The sequence below is a fragment of the Exiguobacterium sp. s102 genome, assembly GCF_018618635.1.
In the GTDB taxonomy this organism is placed as follows: Bacteria; Bacillota; Bacilli; order Exiguobacteriales; family Exiguobacteriaceae; genus Exiguobacterium_A; species Exiguobacterium_A oxidotolerans.
In genome coordinates this window covers 48775-66552 of record NZ_JACSML010000005.1, presented here as the reverse complement: position 1 = coordinate 66552, position 17778 = coordinate 48775, and the positions used below count along the sequence as shown (strand labels likewise).

The window sequence follows — 17778 nt, the reverse complement described above, 5'->3', positions numbered from 1 at the left end:
GATGGAAAGATAAAGGAGCGTTGATCATATGCAACCATTCATCAAGCCCCACCAATATAATTTCATCCGGAATCAAATTGAGTTATTACTTCAACAATTAACGACCGTGAATGACCCCGATGTCCGTGATGCCGTTTTATACAGCGCGACGACAAAAATTTTCGACATCATTCCCATTCTGTCCCCGGAACAAGAGGAACTTTTGATGACGATCCGGAATCAAGCTTCAGAGCAACAGCTGTTCACGTATCTCGATCAAATCCAACCGTTCGTCGAACCATTTCCGACGATCATCCCCGCTGAAATCCAGGCACTTTTTCCAAAGGTAAAAAAACTCCATCTTCCTCCACTCGATACGATTGATTTTTCAATGACGACGTATTTGAGCTGGAATGATACGAGCAACAAAAAGAAATTTTTTGTTTATCCGCTCGACGGGACGTGGATCGGACTCGAGAGCACCTATTTACCAAACATTCAGCACGGAATTTGCAGCCTCTGTAAAACAAACAATGAGGTCGCGCTCGTCTCGGTTCGAACAAATAAATCAGCTGATCACTATCGTGCTGTCGGGAACTACTTATGCATCGATAGCGACCGATGTAACACTTCCATCACAGCGATTTCTGATCTTGAAAAATTCTTAGCAAATGCTAAATAACAGCAAAAGCGAAGCACCCTGTTTTCGGGAGGCTTCGCTTTTTAATCAGCTTGTAAATAGAATTGATTTTTCCCGCGCCGTTTCGCTTCATACATCGCAATATCCGCTTGTTCAATCAACGTCGTCCGTGACGTCGCATGTGTCGGATAGATTGCGCACCCGATGCTCGCTGTCATGCAGACCGGTGTGTCTTGAAGAATAAAGGGGCGTTCAAACAATTGTACGAGTAATTGTCCACACTCCTCAATCACGTTCGTTTCTTTCACGTCAAATAAAAGGACAACGAATTCATCACCGCCTTGACGGGAAATGACAGTGTTGTGTGGTAATTTTTTCTCAAGACGGCTGGCAATATCGATGATGAGTTGATCGCCGATTTGGTGACCATAGGTGTCATTGATTTGTTTGAAGTGATCCACATCAATAAAATACAGAGCGGCTAACCGTTCGTGTATTTCTGCGCGACGCAGCTCTTCTTTAAAGAGACGGGCAAACAAATACCGGTTCGGCAAATTCGTCAATGCATCGTGATAAGCCATATGCTCCATTTCTTCGAGCGCTCGCTCCAAGTCCGCCGTCCGCTGGTCGACTTTCGCCTCCAAGTTTTCCCGAAGCCGGTGATTATCCATGACAATACGAATTTGTCGCGAAATCAACAAAGGTGTCGCAATCATCAGCCCGATGGTCAACCCGTTAAAGGTGACGGCTTGGCGCGCCATTGTGATAAATAAAATCAACAAGAAAATATAAGGCGTCACTAAGCGTACCCAATCCAGCACGCGACGATTTAACATGAAATCGACAGACCGCTCATCTGCATCAAATAAAATCGCGGCTCCCCCTACTGTCAACGTTGTCGCGAGCCAAACTGGATCGAGCCACATGGCGGACACCGGGAAGTCCGCCCGATACAACACGACGTACAGAAGATCGGCTAATAGTTGTAAGTGAAAACCTAATAAGACGAGCAACAACGATCTACTGTTGCCTCGTTTCATCACGCCAAAGAATAAGATGATCATTCCTCCAAGGAGTAAAAAATCACCTAGCGGATAGCGAATCAACAGCAAGGTTTCTAAGTCAAATCCGGTCACATTTTCTAAATAGGGTGTAATCATATAGTGCCAAGATATCGATCCTGCAACGATCAGAATAATTAATTCATCGAATAAGAAAAATCGCAGATTGATTTGAGTGCGGCGATTGAATAAAAAGTAACAAAACGCAATCAAATAAAAGATAATCTGCAAGCTGAAGACAAAGTCAATCCAGTCGAATGGTCCAAAGCGTTCAGCCCGCTGAATTTGCAAAACCAATTGACCTACTTCACCTGCAATCAAAGCGATATTTCCTAAGAGCAACAGGGAAAATAGTCGTTGCGTAAAGGGACGAGTGGGATGTTTATAAATCGCCAGTAGGAGCATTGCAGAAGATAAAACAGCACCACCCGTCGTAAATAGACTATTACCGATTCGTGCGAGATCGGAGGACGTTCCTACAATGCCTAACCAGCTAAAATGACTCAAAATCCAAGCAATTATCAAAATATAAATTAATTTTTGTCTCACTTCGTCCTCCTCCCTTCAAATAGTTCTAATGTCCTATCATCTATCGGTCAAAACAATATATTTTTAACCTTCTTTTCTTATTATATTCAAAAAGTTTTTTATTTTCCTCTATTCCGCCTATCGAAGTATTTGGTTTGGTCGACCCTAAAAAATGCTTGCTCGAATGAACGAGCAAGCATTTTAAACTGTAGACAAAGTGCTATCGAGAGACGAAGCATCTTTTTTCGTTGCTTTCCTCGGGCGAGGCGCAAGCCGTTGCTCCTTAGTCCTCACGGACAACGAGCAGGGTCTTGGCTGCCTCTGAAAGTGCGTTAAAAACGCACTTTTCCCGTAGGAGTCAACGAAATGTGACGCTTTTTAGGTAACACCGTGACGGAAAGCCGGGCATGCAGACGGTTTAGAGCGCAATCCGTCTTGACTCGCTTTTAAAGCGAAAAGCAATCGTAAGCGACCCAGCAGCTTTGCTGTAGCGGCGTGACCGATTGCCGCTTTGAAGACGAGGCGAGACAGGCAAGCGTGAACGGATTGCCTCTCGATACCGTATGTTTACGCTTTTTAATAGTTTTTCTACACGCTGAAATGCTTGCTCGAATGAACGAGCAAGCATTTTAGTGTATTTTTAAGATGGAAGTACGCTAGACAATGGAAGTAGAATCGTAAATGTACTGCCTTCGCCTTCTTCAGATTCAACGTGGATCGTTCCATCATGTTCCTTGACGATTTCTTTACAGATTGATAACCCGAGTCCCGTTCCACCGATACGACGCGTATCGGAATTGTCTACGCGATAAAATTTATCAAACAGATGAGCAAACGCATGAGGCGGTATGCCGATCCCTTCGTCAATGACATGAATGATGACATTCTCATCATCCAAGTCCAGAACGACGTCAATTTCTCCACCATCCGGTGAATATTTGATTGCATTATTAATTAAATTACTTAAGAGCTGTTTAATACGATCTTCGTCAGCATGAATGGCTGGCAATTCCTTATTTAAGAGGCGTAGTCGAATCGAGTGGCGTACACTCGACGTCTCATAAATTTCGACGACTTGTTTCGCGACAGTGTACAAATGAAGTGTCGTCTTTTGATAGAGCTGCGCCCCTGATTGCATCCGTTGAACGTCTAAGAAGTCTGTCACTAAGTTTGACAAACGACCTGTTTCGTCATGAATCGTTGCTAAATATTTTTTTTGCTTCATGACATCGATTTCACGGTTCAACATCAACTCCGTAAATCCATAAATGGATGAAAGCGGTGTTCGTAACTCATGGGAGACCGTTGACACGAGTTCTGTTTTCAGGCGATCCGCCTCTGTTTCCCGGGTAATATCACGAATGACAAGAATGACACCTTTCCATCCGCCTTCAATATCAATCCGTTCCGCATACACTTCGAGGTGTGCTGTATTGTTTCGCACATCGAACTGAAACTTATCCGGAGGAACGATGCCTGAGCGAATTAAAGTGACATACTCATCAAATACGTCACGATCGTCGACTACACTTCGCATCACTTCAATCACATAGGACCCGGATGATAAGGTCCGGTCACTCGTGAACTCCGATTGTAATTCCGGAATCAGGTCAAACAGCGGACGGTTGACATACAGTTCGTCATTTCCGTCTTCTAGATAGATGATGGCCTCACGAATCGAGTCTAAAACTTGTTCCGTTTTTTTCTTTTCTTGTTTCATCTCTTCATACGAACGTGTCCGTAACAGAGAGAGCGTCATTTGTTGGGAGAAATCGCGCATATCAAGTAACTGTTGCTTTTTGTAAGGCGACTTGTACCGGACTAAATAAACTGCCGCCATCAACTGACCACTTGCCGGATTATAGATAGGTAGTGCCACTTCGTGTGTACTAAAGCTGTACGGAATGTCCGCTGTTCGGTCGACACGTTTTTCAGATTGAACGATCTTTTTACCTAACAGCATCCGACTTAACACGGACGTATCGTCAGTTCGTAAGGCTTCCAGGTGACTTTGTTTCATGCCATTCGTCGTTGCACCGATGTACATGCCTGCTTCATAAAGAAGAAGCGCTCCGTACTCTGAAGACGTGATATCAATCATTTTCTGGATGATTGACGGATAGGCTTCCATCGTTTCTCGAATGGCTAAGGCTTCTGTCAGTTCACTTCTGAGCTTTAATTTTTCTTCATTTTGTTTCGTTGCCTGGTAGGCTTCCTCTAATTCTTCTTGCTGTGCTTGCAATTCTTCTTGTTGTGCAAGCAATTCTTCACTTTGCGCTTGCAACTCTTCATTTTTCCCCTGCATCTCATCTTTATGTGCGTTCGTCGTCAGCGCCATTTGATTGAATGAGGCCCGGAGTAGACCGATTTCATCCGGACGTTGTTGTGCCACCTCATCTATTTCAATCGGTTCACTTCGCGTCAATTTTTGATTGTCGTCAATTAAGCGGAATAACTGTTTTGTCATCCGACGAATGAACGGATGAACGAACAATAGAATGAAACTGATTAAAACAAAAATACTTGAAATCCAAATCCATTGTGTATTCGCGACTTCAGTCCGTAATTTTAAAACGGCAGCTTCTTGTTGTTGCTGCAACGTATCACGGTATTCTTCCAGTGCCGATGATGCTTTTTCGATGTCTGGGGTGATATCAATCGATCCGTCTGCCGTTGGTTTGATTTGACCTTGCTCGACGAGACGTTGCGCGATTGGTAACGAAAACAAACTATCACCTTGTAAAAAATCTTCATTGATGCGATTTGCTTTTTTCTCCGTTACGTATGATTGCGTCAGCGGGAACAATGCCCCGTAATATAAATCATACAAGTTCAACATTTGAGCAGCGAATTCTTCTTCTTGATCCGTTTCTGCTCTGCGTCCAAACCAATCCGTCTCACTTTTGATTTCAGTCCGTAAGGCTTCAATCTCATCAAATCGTTCCTGATCTCCAAAAATCACGAATCCGCGTAACCCAAATTGGACGGTCTGCCAATTGTCCCAAAGCGTATCAGCCCGTCTATTTTTCTCACTAATCGTCTCAAGATCACTTCGGGACGATTCAATTCGTGTTTCCATGTAGTCATAAACAAAAAATGATGTCACCGATACTAATAGCAATACTACATAAAACACCGCTAGCAACTGGCGTCCGATTCGTCTCCGAATCCACTTGATCATAGAATATCCTCCTCACCACCCACTCAGGGATGATGCCTTTTTTAAAATGGTTTCAGTTACTTAAAAATAGCATAATCTACCGAAAAATACCTTAAAAATAATCGACTACAAAAAAACCTCCTCCAGATGACTGGAGAAGGTCTGTTAAACAGATTATTTTTTCGCTTTTTTGACCGTGATCGACGTCTTTACACTTGTCTGTTTATGCGCGTTGACAAGATAAACGGAAAGTTTCGTTCCTGCTTTTTGTTTCGCGATTTTTACAGAGAACGTTCCTTTTGACGTGACGGTTCCTTTAGCGATGACTTTCTTTTTCGCATTTTGTACGTAGACGCGTGTTTTTTTCTCACCTGTCCCAGACAGTTTCGTCTGACTACTAGTGATGGCTTTGACTTTTGGTGCCGCAGGTGGTGCCAAAACCGTTACGACAGTTGGTTTACTTGAACGTTTTGCGATATCAAGCACCGTCACGCTGAGGCGTGCTCCAGCTGTTTGTTTTGGTACTTTGACGCTGAACTTACCTTTCGCATCCACCATGCTTGTGGCAATCGTCTTATTCTTAGCGTCCTTCATGACGATTTTTCCACTTGCACTGGCTGTTCCTGTCACTTTCGTCGCGCCTGCGAGTACAGGATTCACTTTCGGTGCAGCAGGTGCTTTACCAGGCAATACTTCCGTCCGCTCAGATGTAACATCCGTTCCATTCACATAACGAATCGTCAAGACTGTTTCTTTTGCTTGGCGTGGAATTTGAACGGAGAACGTACCAGCTTTTGCTACCGTCGAAGCTAAACGTTTTGTTGACCAGACTTCTACTTTTGTGCCCGTCTTAACAGTCCCGCTGACAACGAGTTGATTGTCATAGACCGGTTTGACTTTTCCTTGTAAATGCAATTGTGAGATGGCACGCAAAATATTGATTTTCCCGTAACCGGATACCGGACTGACGTAGGCCGGAAGTTTTTCTGGCGCTTTACCAGGCGGATACTCGTCTTCCATGTCCTCTTCATCATCCTCGTACCAATCATTCGGATTTTCGAAGGCGAGTGGTTCTGCACTTGTTCGTAAGATGTTTTCGATTTCTTTTGGTTTCAGTGTCCCGTCGAGTGACGCCAAGATGCCGGCGACTGCCGCAACGTGTGGTGTTGCCATACTCGTTCCATCCATGTAGACGGTGTTACCGTCCGGGACGAGACTTGCGATTTTTGATCCTGGTGCTACGACGTCAAGCCCGAAACCGTAGTTCGAATAGTCAGCGACCATCCCGAGTGGATTCGTTGCTCCAACTGAAATGGCATACTCCGAGTTCGCCGGGAACCCGATGTAACTGTCATATTCATTCCCTGACGCCGCGACGACTGTGACGCCGTTGTCCGCTGCGTACTTCATCATGTAAGCCATCGTTCGACTCTCGCCGCCACCGAGGCTCATGTTGATGACTTTTGCTCCGTGATCGACAGCATATTTAATTCCGAGTGCGATGGCATCTGTTTCGCCTTCCCCATTCGCATTCAATACTTTAATCGGGAGGATTTTAGCAGATTGGTGAATTCCGCGAATGCCGTATTCATTTTCGAGTGCTGCCGCGATGACGCCTGAGACGTGTGTCCCGTGACCATTGTCGTCAAGGGCATCTCCTTTTCCATTGACATCGACATAGTTTTTTTCGTTCGCGATGTCGACTTTTCCTTGTAAATCTTTCAGGCGGTAATCGACTCCTGTATCGATGACAGCAATCGTCACCGGAGTCAGTGTTTTGCTGATTGGACTGGCGACGAATTGTTCAAAACCGATACCGACATCCGGTAACTGTTCGACGATCGCATTTTTATTTAACGCCCACTGGTAGTCATAGTTGATGTCCCCTGTTGCGCGGTACGTCTGAATTTTCTCGACATACTCGACGGCAGAAGACCGGCTGAGTGACTGTTTCAATGCCGTCGCGGTTTGACTTTTGACTGTCGGATCTTCCGTGACAATGACGAAGTCGCCCGCTTTACCAAGCGATAAACGCTCAACATCTGTCGCTGGAGTTCCAGCGATCTTCATCGACCGATTCATCTGACCCGGTTTTAATTTAACGATGAACCGTGTTTTTTCTTCTGATTGAATCGTCATTCCGAGTGAACGGAATGTTTCACTCAGCGTGCTTCCACCGAGCGTTGAAATTTCCATTTTTTTCGCATACTGATTGATTTCATTCGCGATGATTTCTGGTGACGCGTCACGTGTTAATTCAAACAGACGATTGACTGCCTGCTGATCGGCTTTTGATAATGTATACGTCGTTCCATTGACGAGCGCCGTCATCGCTGGTTTCAACGTCTTCAAGTCTTCTGCTGCTTGTGTTCGCTTATCTTTATTAAATAAAATCGCTTTGACGACGTAGGGTGACGCTTTGTAATACAGCGACGTTAAGCTACGTCCTTGCTCCGATTGACTCAACACTTGTTTTTGAATCGCGTGCATCAACGCAAGCATCGGCTTTTCTTCAGTCTTTTGCTTCAACGCTTCTTCCGCTGCACAGCTAATATCACTGATTGGTTCGTACTCGACTGCCAGTTTGACATCATTGTATGTCAGTTTAACGTGTGCCGCTTTCGTCGTTTTGCCTTCCTCGATATTCGGATAGTAATCGACTTTTATATAATACGGGCCATCCCAAGCGTAGGGAACCGCCAGTTTCATGGCTTCTTTTTCATTAGGTTCAGCGTAGCTCCGGTAACGATCGAATGTTTCATCTTTCGCTGCCATTTCTTCACTCGGATAGGCGGTCACTTCGATCGATTGATCCGTATCAATTGATAATTCGAAGTGCGATGCTGTTTTTTCGATTCCTGCTTGCTGTTCGACTTTATACCAATATGTATTTTTGTCGTTCGTCCCCGTTTCGAGGACCGTTTCTTGTCCTGCTTTTAATCCGATTGCCTGTCCTATTTCGTCTGCCGCTATCGTTTTCATAGCGAAAGGTCCCACTCCAAGTGTCAGAATGAGGCAGCTCAACATGAGCCAAATCGTCAACTTCTTCACCACTGTTCCTCCTTAAGAAAAATAAATCGTGCTTTTCTCAAGTATAAACAATATTTGGATAAATATGATAATTTTTTCGTTATATTACCTTACAATTTCGAAAGGAAAAATATTCACTTGACCGAACGACTTGGTCCCCCTGCTTTTTTTCAGAAGAAACCCCACCCTTTCGAACGAAAGGATGGGGCGCATATGTTATTTAAATTCAGACAGATACTGACCGTACCCCTCTTTTTCTAAATCTTCCTTCGCAATGAACTGTAGAGCTGCCGAGTTCATGCAGTACCGAAGACCGGTCGGCTCAGGACCATCGTTAAAGACGTGACCGAGATGGGCGTTGCCATGACGACTCCGGACTTCCATCCGCTTCATCCCGAGGGCAAAATCACTTTTTTCAATGATATTCCCAGGCTCGAGTGGTTGACTGAAACTGGGCCATCCTGTTTTCGAGTCGTACTTATCTTTTGATGAGAAGAGCGGTTCACCAGAAATCAGATCGACGTAAATCCCGTCCGCTTTTAAGTCGTGATAGGGATTGTCAAAGGCAGGTTCGGTCCCGTCTTCTTGCGTAACTTTATACTGAATATCGGTCAATTTTGCTTTCTTTTGAGCATCCGTTAACTTGTCATACTTCGGTAAATCGAGTTTCGGTTGATCGGTCCAGTAGCGGTCGATGAACTCATCTCGCCCGGAAGCGGCACGGTAAAACTTATACTTTTTCTCGCTCTTCAAGTAGTAGTCCTGATGATATGCCTCCGCCTCATAAAAAGGACCGGACTCAATCAAAGGTGTGACGATTTTGTCGTCAAAGATGCCGCGGTCTGCCAGGTCTTGTTTTGACTGTTCAGCGATTTGCTTTTGGTCATCGTTTGTATAAAAAATCGCTGTCGTATACGACTCGCCTTGATCGACGAATTGACCGTTCGGATCGGTTGGATCGATTTGGCGCCAGTAGACATCGAGTAACTGTTTGTACGAAATGACAGTCGGGTCAAACGTAATCAAAACGGCTTCCCGGTGACCGGTCGTCTCAGCAGACACTTGATTGTAGGTCGGGTTTTCAACGTCACCGCCGGTATAACCCGAGATGACGGACTTCACGCCCTTCAATTCCTCAAATGGCGGTTCCATACACCAAAAACAGCCCCCTGCTAAAATCGCCGTCTCCTCTTTCGCATAGGTCAGTTCTTTACTTCCGCTCGACTTCGCCTGTTGCTGCTGGAAAACAAAATACCCGCCAATCATGATGGCAAGTAATGCAACGACGGATAGAATCGTCAACATTCGCTTCTTCATCTCCCTTCGCCTCCTTTTTAAAGCATACGTTCCGGGTGAATGGTTAGATGTCTTTTTTCTAATGTACCTTGATTTCACATAGTTTGTCGTTGACCGTGCCTCAAAATTGCACATCTGATGCTGAATGATTATTTAATGAAAAAGTAGGGAATAGCTTTAAGACTAAACACCAGGAGGGGTATCGATGTTTGATTATACAGTTACGACTGAACACTCAACAGAAAAAACCATCACACGTTTGAAAGAGGAGCTCCAAAAAGTTTCATTTGGTGTCCTTTGGGAATTCGATTTAGCAGGAAAATTAGATGAAAAGGGACTCGACTTTGAAGGCGAGTATCATATTCTCGAAGTCTGTAACCCGAAAGAAGCACACCGCGTCCTGTCAGCTGAACGACGTGCGGGTTACTTCCTACCTTGTAAACTGGCTGTCTTTACGGAGAATGGACAAACGAAAATCGGCATGCCACGTCCGACAGCACTGATTGCGCTCGTTGAAGATGAACAATTAAAACAGGTCGCAAAAGAAGTCGAAGATCAATTGCTTCACGTCATCGACGCAAGCAAATAAGTACGTAAAAAAACGAGTCGGTTTCGTCTTTTGACGATACCGGCTCGTTTTTTGTCTGCTTATAAAATATCAAGCCAAATCTTGATTGCTGTCGCGAGAATCAAGACGGCAAGGGTCACTTGCAGGATTTTAGTATTCATCTTTTTCCCGGCGATTGCTCCGAGTGGCGCCGCAATCAGACTGGCAACAACCATGATCGCTGCAGGACCCCAATCGACTTGCCCCGTCGTGATTTTACCGACGGTCGCGCCAATCGAAGAAATGAACGTAATCGCGAGGGACGAAGCGATCGTCATCCGTGTTGGAATTTTTAAGATGACAAGCATGATTGGAACAAGTAAGAAAGCTCCGGCAGCACCGACGATTCCAGCACCAATCCCGACGATGAAGGCAGCACTTGCTGCGATACCTTTATTGAACTTCACTTGATCGAGCGGAATGTCATCGAGCCCTTTTTTCGGAACGAACATCATGACAGCAGCTGTTAACGCTAATATGCCGTAGACGAGATTGATTGTATCTTCCGCTAAGACGTTCGAGCCATATGCGCCGATGAAGCTCCCAATCAAAATCGCTCCACCCATGTTGATGATTAACGATTTGTTCAGGTAACCACCTTTACGATACGCCCAGACCCCGCCAATCGTCGCAAAAAATACTTGAATGGCACTGATTCCTGCGACCTCATGAGCAGAGAACGCCGCAAATCCGAGCAACGGTGGAATATAAAGTAACATCGGATACTTGATGATCGATCCGCCAATTCCTAACATCCCGGAGATGTACGAACCGACGAAACCGATTAAGAAGATGGTAATAATAAAACCGATTTCCATGTGGATCACTCCTTTAAAAAAAGGGGACTGTCAGCAGCCCCCTTAAACTTGAATTACCCTTTTTGAATCCAGAATTTCAATACACTCGCTTCTTCTTCGTGTTTAACGAGCTCATGACCGCCTGAGTTTGCCCAAGCTTGTAAATCATTTTTAGCACCTTTATCCGTTGCATGTACTTCTAAAATTTGTCCTGATTCAAGTCCTGCGATTGCTTTTTTTGTTTTGACGATCGGCATTGGACATGCAAGTCCTTTTGCGTCGAGTACGAGTTCTGATTTCATTGATGAATTCCTCCTAATAGTTGCTTGCTTTAGTTTAGTTTTCGAGCTGATTAACGAACGGCACACCGGTTCGGACCGACTTCCATCTCACGTTGTGTTTCGAGATCTGGTGTCTTCTTACCCATGTTCGTTTCGCGGATTTCTTGATACGCATTTGGTTGCGGCGGCAAGTTCTCTGTCACCATCTTACGGAAGACACTTTCGTCTTCGATGTTCAAACCGTGATTGTTCGCAAGGAGAACATTCAGTTTCTCCGCGACACTGCCATCTGCGTTCAACTCTTCAATCAACATGAAGTGTGCCGGAAGCACGATCAAGTCGTTCGAAAGTTCACGGTACGTCTTGTAAAGCGAGTTTCGTAAGTCACCGACCCAGTCGTCCGCAAGACCTGCGAGGTCAGGGCGACCAATCGAATCGATGAACAGGATATCACCCGTTAAGAGATACCGGTTATCGACGACGAATGATGTCGAACCAATCGTATGTCCCGGGGAATAAAGGGCAAGGACGTCGATTTGTGTATCCCCCACTTGCACATGGCTGCCATCTTCAAGTGCCGCATATTCGAATGTCACATCTGTCGCATCTTTTGGTGGTAACCAATAGGTCGCACCCGTTTTTTCAGCAATTTCACGACCACCTGAAATATGATCGGCATGTAAGTGTGTATCAAACACATGTGTGATTTTGACATGACGTGCTGCTGCATAATCAAGATAGACATCTGTCATCCGTGTTGCATCTACGAGGACCGCTTCGCCCTCCGAGATGATCATGTAAGACAAACATCCTTTTCCGATTCGGACGAACTGAACGACTTCACCACGATCTTGACCCGTCTCATTCAATGTTCCGAGTGAAATCGGTTCGAGGTGCTCGCTCCATGCCTTCATGCCACCTGCTAAATAAGAAACAGTCCGTCCTGCTTCCTCTAACAAATCAGCGACGAAGATAGAAGAACCTTCTTTTGCACAGACGACGAGAACGTCTTGATCCGTCGGCAGTTGATCGAGAATGTCTTCGACACCATCGAGTAAATCAAAGTATGGAACGTTCAAATAATTGAAGTTTTCACCTTCAATTTTCCAGTCCGCGAATGCATCTTCGTTCCGGACGTCTAAGATAAAGAATGGTTGACGGTTAATAACTTTTTGTGTGACTTCTTGAGTCGTCATTGCATGTGCCATCTGTTGTTGTTCCTCCTAAGCGGTTTAGTAATTAAACAGTCGTTGCCGTATCAAACGTCCACTGGCTCATGCCCGGTACGACATTTTGAACCGTGAATCCTTTTGCATCCAGTTGTTGTGATGCGAGATCACTCCGGCTGCCTGTCCGGCAAACGACGTAAATCGTTTTGGTTTTATCGAGTTCATCACTGCGTGTGTCGAGCTCACCGAGCGGAATGTTGATCGCGTTCGGGATATGTGAAAAGGCATATTCTGCTGTTTCACGTACATCGAGAACGAGCACGTCGTCGTTTGAGCGCACTGCTTCAAGTGTCTCGTTATTCACTACTTGTGTGAAAGCAGGAGCTTCCTGATCGTTTCCGGAAGACTTCCGGACGTAATGACGTAACACGTCCCCTTCTTCAATCGTTCCAAGGTACTGATTGCCGGTACTGTTCGCCCAAGCACGTAAATCAGCGGTTGACCCTTTATCGGTTGCCTGCACTTCGATGACTTGACCCGGTTCGAGTGTCTTGATTGATTTTTTCGTACGGACGATCGGCATCGGACAAGCGAGTCCACGTGCGTCAAGTACAACGTCTGTTTTAATTGTCTGCAAAAGTATTCGCTCCTTTTACCTCTAGGGGTATATTTAAGATTAAAATTTTTACTCTGTTTTTCCTTCGTAGGACATCATGCCGCCATCCATGTTGATGACATTGTAGCCTTGTCCTTCGAGATATGTTGTCGCGCGACCGCTGCGTGCACCAGAACGACAAACCATGACGTACTCTTTTTTCTTATCGAGTTCATTCATTTTAAATTCAACGAGACCAAGCGGAATATGATTCGCTCCAGGAATCTTGCCTTCTTTCACTTCGTCGACTTCACGTACGTCGATGATGTTTAAGTGTTCCCCGTTTTCAAGCTTTTCCTGTACTTCTTTAGCGGTTAGTCGTTTCATTTACTTCATCCTCCTTTAGTTTACGTTCAGCGCCACGCATTCATGCCGCCTGATACTTCCGTTACGTTCGGATAACCTGCTTTTTTGAGTTGCTTGACAGCCTGTTTACTTCGCATCCCGCTTTGACAGATCACGATAACTTCCTTGTCTTTCGGAATTTTGTCGAGTTGTGCCGGTAACGTTTGGAGCGGAATGTTTTTGAACCCTTTAATGTGGTTTCCTTTAAATTCGCCCGGTGTCCGGACGTCCAAGTAAAACCGATTACGCTCATTTAATTTACTTTTTAGTTCAGTTGTTGAGATTTTCGCGACACCTTTCGTCGGTACAAACATGCGGTAAGCAAGAAACGCGACGATCAGTAGAAAAACAACGGTTAAGATATCCACTTTGTGATGCCTCCATTCTCTAAGTTAGATGAAGAGATTGACGTTTCCGTTTTCTGCGTCTGCGAGGTATGCTGCAACACCTGCGTATTCAATCCCATCATGCAATTCTTCTTGTTTCAGACCAAGCAAGTCCATTGTCATCGTACAAGCGACAAGCTTCACGTCTTGTTCTTTTGCAAGTTCAATCAAATCCGGAAGTGGCATTGCGTTGTGTTTTTTCATGACGTTTTTGATCATTTTTTGACCGGCACCACCGAAGTTCATTTTCGAAAGTGGCATTTTATCTGCACCGCGTGGCATGAATTTACCAAACATTTTTTCGAGGAACGTTTTATCCGGTTGGATCGGTTCATCTTTACGCATCGCGTTTAATCCCCAGAACGTATGGAAAATCGTGACTTCGTGATCATACGCTGCTGCTCCATTTGCGATGATATATGCTGCCATCACCTTATCGTAATCTCCACTGAACAATACAATCGTTGTTTTTTTAACATCTGACATTTAACTAATTCCTCCGTCTACTTTTACCCATAGGGGTATAAATTATTCTAAAAAATTTTACCGGCTTTTTAAAAGCAATTGAACGGCTTCTGCAACAGCCTGTTCATGATTTTCTTCTGTCTCATCATTTTTGACACAACCGATGAGGTTTTCACTCACAACCAGTCCGATGACACGATCAATCGCGCTACGTGTCGCACTGAGCTGTGTGACGACATCCTTACAAGAAGCATCCTCTTTCATCATACGGACGATGCCATGTAGTTGTCCCTCAATCCGGTTCATTCGATGAATGATTCGATCTTCATATAATTTTTCCATTTGAAGACCACTCTCCTTTTTCGTGTGACGTTCGTCATACCTCGTTGGTACATTTCATACTTTAATACCTATGGGGGTATAAGTCAACGGAAAAGTTTTCTTTTTTTAATTCTGTTTGAATTCTTCCACTACCATCGCCATCCACTTCTCGGAAAGCCGCGTCGGTTGTCCCTTTAACGTCACGAATTGAAAAGTCCGCTTGTGAACCGGATCTTCGTTGTGAAGCCGGTAGTTTGCTGAATCGAGCATCTCTCCCGCCAACCGCTCGGAAATCATCGAAATACCCGTTCCATTTTCAATCAACTGTTTGACGAGACGATTCGAATGGACCGTAATGATACGTTGCGGAACGATATCATTCGTCGCTAACCAGGATTCGAGTGCTGCTCGCCCGGCAGACCCCTCCTCACGGTAAATGAATGTCGCCTCACTGAGGTCAAGTTCTCGTCGACCAATCACCCGGAGGCGATCGAATGTAAACGGCGTTACCTCAATTTGTGGTGCTTCGACAACTCCTTCGACTAGACCTAAATCAATTTCGTAATGAAGCACAGCTTGTTCGACTTGTTCCTGATTCATCAATTTCGCATCAATCACGACTTCCGGATACAGATTTACAAAACGATGGATCATTTTTTCGAGCATCGTTTCATAAATCGTATGTGTCGCAGCAATCTTCAAATGACCGCGGACAAGTCCTTCGAGTTCATCCATCTCTTGATCGAGTCGCTCCACTTGATGCAGGATTTCTTTCGCGTGGCGATAAACCAATTGTCCGGCTTCTGATATTTCAATCGTCTTATTAAAGGAATGCCGGTGAATCAACGCTTGTCCAAAATGCGTTTCTAACCGTTTTAAATGCAGACTGACCGTTGGTTGTGAAATATAGAGTTGTTCTGCTGTCTTCGTAAAGTGTTTCGTTTCGACTAATGAAATAAACGTTCTTAGTTCGTGGAGACGCATTCTTTTCCCTCCTCATTAACTTTTATAATCATTTAGATCAGTATAATCTATTTTCGTAATCAATCATCACGCTGTACAGTAAAGATAGATTAAGTACAAAAGAAAGAAGGGTTTACTGCATGGAATTCATCCTGTTTATACTTTTAGGGTCAACAATTGGTATCTTATCCGGCTTTTTCGGAATCGGCGGAGGGATTATTTTAACTCCTCTCTTATTAATTCTCGGTTATCCACCCAGTACCGCGATCGTCCTCAGTCTGTTATTGACACTCGGTTCGACCGTGACCGGGACGGTATCCCATATGCGTCTGAAAAATTTTCATGTCCGTGATGCGTTAGCCGTCGGATTATCCGGGATCGTCGGTTCTGCCGTCATCACGCCGGTCGTCTTTTGGCTCGAACAACGGACTGGAGCCGATGCCATGATTTCTGCCCTCTACATCGTCTTGTTGACGTGGTTTGCGATTCAGTTCTTAAAACCACCGAAACGAAAACCAGTCGAAGGACATATCACACAAGCGAATCTTTATAAATTGATCGTCATCGGATTTGCTGCCGGGATTCTCTCCTCCCTCATGGGGGTCAGTGGTGGCTTCCTGCTTACGCCACTCTTGATGGGATGGGTCCGTTTCCCACTCAAACAAGCCATCGGCACGAGCATCGCCTCGGCGACACTGATCGTCCTCGGCGGTGTCACCAGTTATCTTGCTTCCGGTACCGAAGCTCCGCTTTATCTCGGCATTGCTTTAATCGTCGGTGCGTTTATCGGCTCTCCGATTGGTGCTTCTTTACTCCATCTGTTCGAAGATCGTTTCGTCCGAAAGAGTCTTGGCATCTTTTACGCCGTCGTCGCCGTCAGTGTCGTCTTGAAAGTCTTAGAGCAGGAAACAGGATCGCTCATCTTGCTCGGCATCTTTACGATTGGGCTATTGCTTCTATTTTTCTATCAAAAAGTAAGAAGTAGACATTCCTAGGACATGAGTCTTTTTGAATCGCGTCCACAGCGAAAACAATCTTCATAACCCTTTACGTGCAAACTAAAGAAACTGCCCTCAGCGGACAGTTTCTTTTTTGATTTTTTCAGGCTTCATGATCTTCGCCTCTTTTTTCTGCCGCATCCGTTCTGCGTTCATCAATCCACCGAGCATCAAAACAACGGAGGATAAATAAAACCAGGTCATCAAGACGATGATTCCTGCGAGCTGACCGTAGAGACGATTGTAACTCCCAAACTCCGCATAGTATGAGAAGACTTCCGATACGACCTGCCAGGCAATCGTCGTAAATAATGCCCCCGGGAGTACTTGACGAATCGTCAAACGGACACTCGGTAAAATGCGATACAACAATACAAAGAACACAAATAGAAACAAGGAACCGAGCCCCCAGCGGAATACAAACCAAATGGACGAATAGTCTGCTGCAACATCCGCGATGAGTGCAAAATGATTGATGAAGCGTCGGGCCAATTTCTCGGCGACCGGAACAAGCAGCGAAAACGGCAAGATGAACATCATCCCAATCGTAAATCCGAAGTCTTGTAATAAGCCCCGCCAAAACGGCACTTTCCTTGTCACCTCGAGGGCATCATTGAGGGACCGGACGAGCGACTGGACAGACATCGAGGCGAGCCAAAAGGCTGCGACGAAGCTAATCGAAGCAAGTTTTAATCCCCCTTCGTCAAAAATCCCTACGACATTTCGGCGAATTAAATCATAGGTTTCTGCTGGTGCGAAAGGACGAATCAAATCAAGGACTTCACCGGAAGTGAATGGTAAAAAAGATACTAATCCGACAACGAATAATAAGAATGGAAATAAGGACAACATCAAATAATAGGCCAGCTGTGCCGACTTATCGAAAAAAGCTTCGCCAAAAAAGCGAATAAAAACCGGTTTGACTAAAGACATGCCAAGTTCCTCACTTTCGATTGATTCTCTTATCTATCCCCCTTCCCTCTCCCACTTAATCTGTGAACGTCTTTTGAACGTATCAAAAAACGGGCAATTGCTATGAGTTGGCGCTTCCTCCATTCACCTTGTACACTAGAATAAGAAACTCTGTCGCTTTGGAT

Annotated in this window: 17 protein-coding genes; 3 read left to right on the top strand and 14 right to left on the bottom strand. The window is 44.9% G+C overall.

What is annotated here, in order from left to right; all coding sequences use genetic code 11:
- The first annotated feature begins 28 nt into the window (after positions 1-28).
- Positions 29-661 carry a FusB/FusC family EF-G-binding protein gene (locus tag KNQ02_RS12470; RefSeq protein ID WP_214770424.1) on the top strand — a complete coding sequence of 211 codons (633 nt, stop codon included), beginning with the start codon at positions 29-31 and terminating at the stop codon, positions 659-661.
- A gap of 41 nt (positions 662-702) precedes the next feature.
- Here the strand turns inward: KNQ02_RS12470 and KNQ02_RS12465 are convergent, their stop codons facing one another.
- The 4 genes from KNQ02_RS12465 to msrB all read right to left on the bottom strand — a co-directional run bounded on the left by KNQ02_RS12465 (position 703) and on the right by msrB (position 9715).
- On the bottom strand, positions 703-2229 hold the full coding sequence (locus KNQ02_RS12465; RefSeq protein WP_371816428.1) for a diguanylate cyclase domain-containing protein: 1527 nt from the start codon (positions 2227-2229) through the stop codon (positions 703-705).
- A gap of 619 nt (positions 2230-2848) precedes the next feature.
- On the bottom strand, positions 2849-5389 hold the full coding sequence (locus KNQ02_RS12460; RefSeq protein ID WP_214808728.1) for an ATP-binding protein: 2541 nt from the start codon (positions 5387-5389) through the stop codon (positions 2849-2851).
- Between the two features lie 153 nt (positions 5390-5542).
- Entirely contained in the window at positions 5543-8419 is a 2877-nt protein-coding gene (locus KNQ02_RS12455; RefSeq protein WP_214803513.1) for a S8 family peptidase, read from the bottom strand.
- A 195-nt stretch (positions 8420-8614) separates the two neighbouring features.
- Entirely contained in the window at positions 8615-9715 is a 1101-nt protein-coding gene (gene msrB, locus KNQ02_RS12450) for a peptide-methionine (R)-S-oxide reductase MsrB (protein WP_214770416.1), read from the bottom strand.
- Positions 9716-9899: 184 nt separating this feature from the next.
- On the opposite strand from msrB, the gene KNQ02_RS12445 reads away from it, so the two are divergent.
- Positions 9900-10283: a DUF302 domain-containing protein gene (locus KNQ02_RS12445; protein ID WP_088836183.1), complete on the top strand. Its 384-nt coding sequence runs from the start codon at positions 9900-9902 to the stop codon at positions 10281-10283.
- A gap of 59 nt (positions 10284-10342) precedes the next feature.
- On the opposite strand, the gene KNQ02_RS12440 is transcribed toward KNQ02_RS12445, so the two are convergent.
- From KNQ02_RS12440 to KNQ02_RS12400, 9 genes are all read right to left on the bottom strand, one after another.
- A complete protein-coding gene (locus KNQ02_RS12440) occupies positions 10343-11119 on the bottom strand; it encodes a sulfite exporter TauE/SafE family protein (protein ID WP_029332504.1) in 777 nt (258 codons plus the stop codon).
- 53 nt (positions 11120-11172) lie between these two features.
- Complete coding sequence (locus KNQ02_RS12435; protein WP_029332503.1) at positions 11173-11400, bottom strand: sulfurtransferase TusA family protein; 228 nt, start codon at positions 11398-11400, stop codon at positions 11173-11175.
- A 50-nt stretch (positions 11401-11450) separates the two neighbouring features.
- Positions 11451-12587 carry an MBL fold metallo-hydrolase gene (locus KNQ02_RS12430; RefSeq protein WP_214767259.1) on the bottom strand — a complete coding sequence of 379 codons (1137 nt, stop codon included), beginning with the start codon at positions 12585-12587 and terminating at the stop codon, positions 11451-11453.
- Positions 12588-12618: 31 nt separating this feature from the next.
- Positions 12619-13185 carry a sulfurtransferase TusA family protein gene (locus tag KNQ02_RS12425; RefSeq protein ID WP_088836181.1) on the bottom strand — a complete coding sequence of 189 codons (567 nt, stop codon included), beginning with the start codon at positions 13183-13185 and terminating at the stop codon, positions 12619-12621.
- A 48-nt stretch (positions 13186-13233) separates the two neighbouring features.
- On the bottom strand, positions 13234-13530 hold the full coding sequence (locus tag KNQ02_RS12420; RefSeq protein ID WP_088836180.1) for a rhodanese-like domain-containing protein: 297 nt from the start codon (positions 13528-13530) through the stop codon (positions 13234-13236).
- Positions 13531-13556: 26 nt separating this feature from the next.
- Positions 13557-13862, bottom strand: a complete 306-nt coding sequence (locus KNQ02_RS12415) for a rhodanese-like domain-containing protein (protein WP_214770531.1) — start codon at positions 13860-13862, stop codon at positions 13557-13559.
- 78 nt (positions 13863-13940) lie between these two features.
- Positions 13941-14420, bottom strand: a complete 480-nt coding sequence (locus tag KNQ02_RS12410) for a DsrE/DsrF/DrsH-like family protein (RefSeq protein WP_088836179.1) — start codon at positions 14418-14420, stop codon at positions 13941-13943.
- Between the two features lie 57 nt (positions 14421-14477).
- Positions 14478-14741 (bottom strand): metal-sensitive transcriptional regulator, encoded by a 264-nt coding sequence (locus KNQ02_RS12405; RefSeq protein WP_029332497.1) that lies wholly within the window; start codon positions 14739-14741, stop codon positions 14478-14480.
- Between the two features lie 105 nt (positions 14742-14846).
- Complete coding sequence (locus tag KNQ02_RS12400; protein ID WP_214808726.1) at positions 14847-15704, bottom strand: LysR family transcriptional regulator; 858 nt, start codon at positions 15702-15704, stop codon at positions 14847-14849.
- A gap of 119 nt (positions 15705-15823) precedes the next feature.
- Between KNQ02_RS12400 and KNQ02_RS12395 the strand changes: the two genes are divergently transcribed.
- Complete coding sequence (locus KNQ02_RS12395; RefSeq protein ID WP_214808724.1) at positions 15824-16678, top strand: sulfite exporter TauE/SafE family protein; 855 nt, start codon at positions 15824-15826, stop codon at positions 16676-16678.
- 78 nt (positions 16679-16756) lie between these two features.
- On the opposite strand, the gene KNQ02_RS12390 is transcribed toward KNQ02_RS12395, so the two are convergent.
- Complete coding sequence (locus KNQ02_RS12390) at positions 16757-17614, bottom strand: YihY/virulence factor BrkB family protein (protein WP_088836176.1); 858 nt, start codon at positions 17612-17614, stop codon at positions 16757-16759.
- Positions 17615-17778 lie beyond the last annotated feature (164 nt).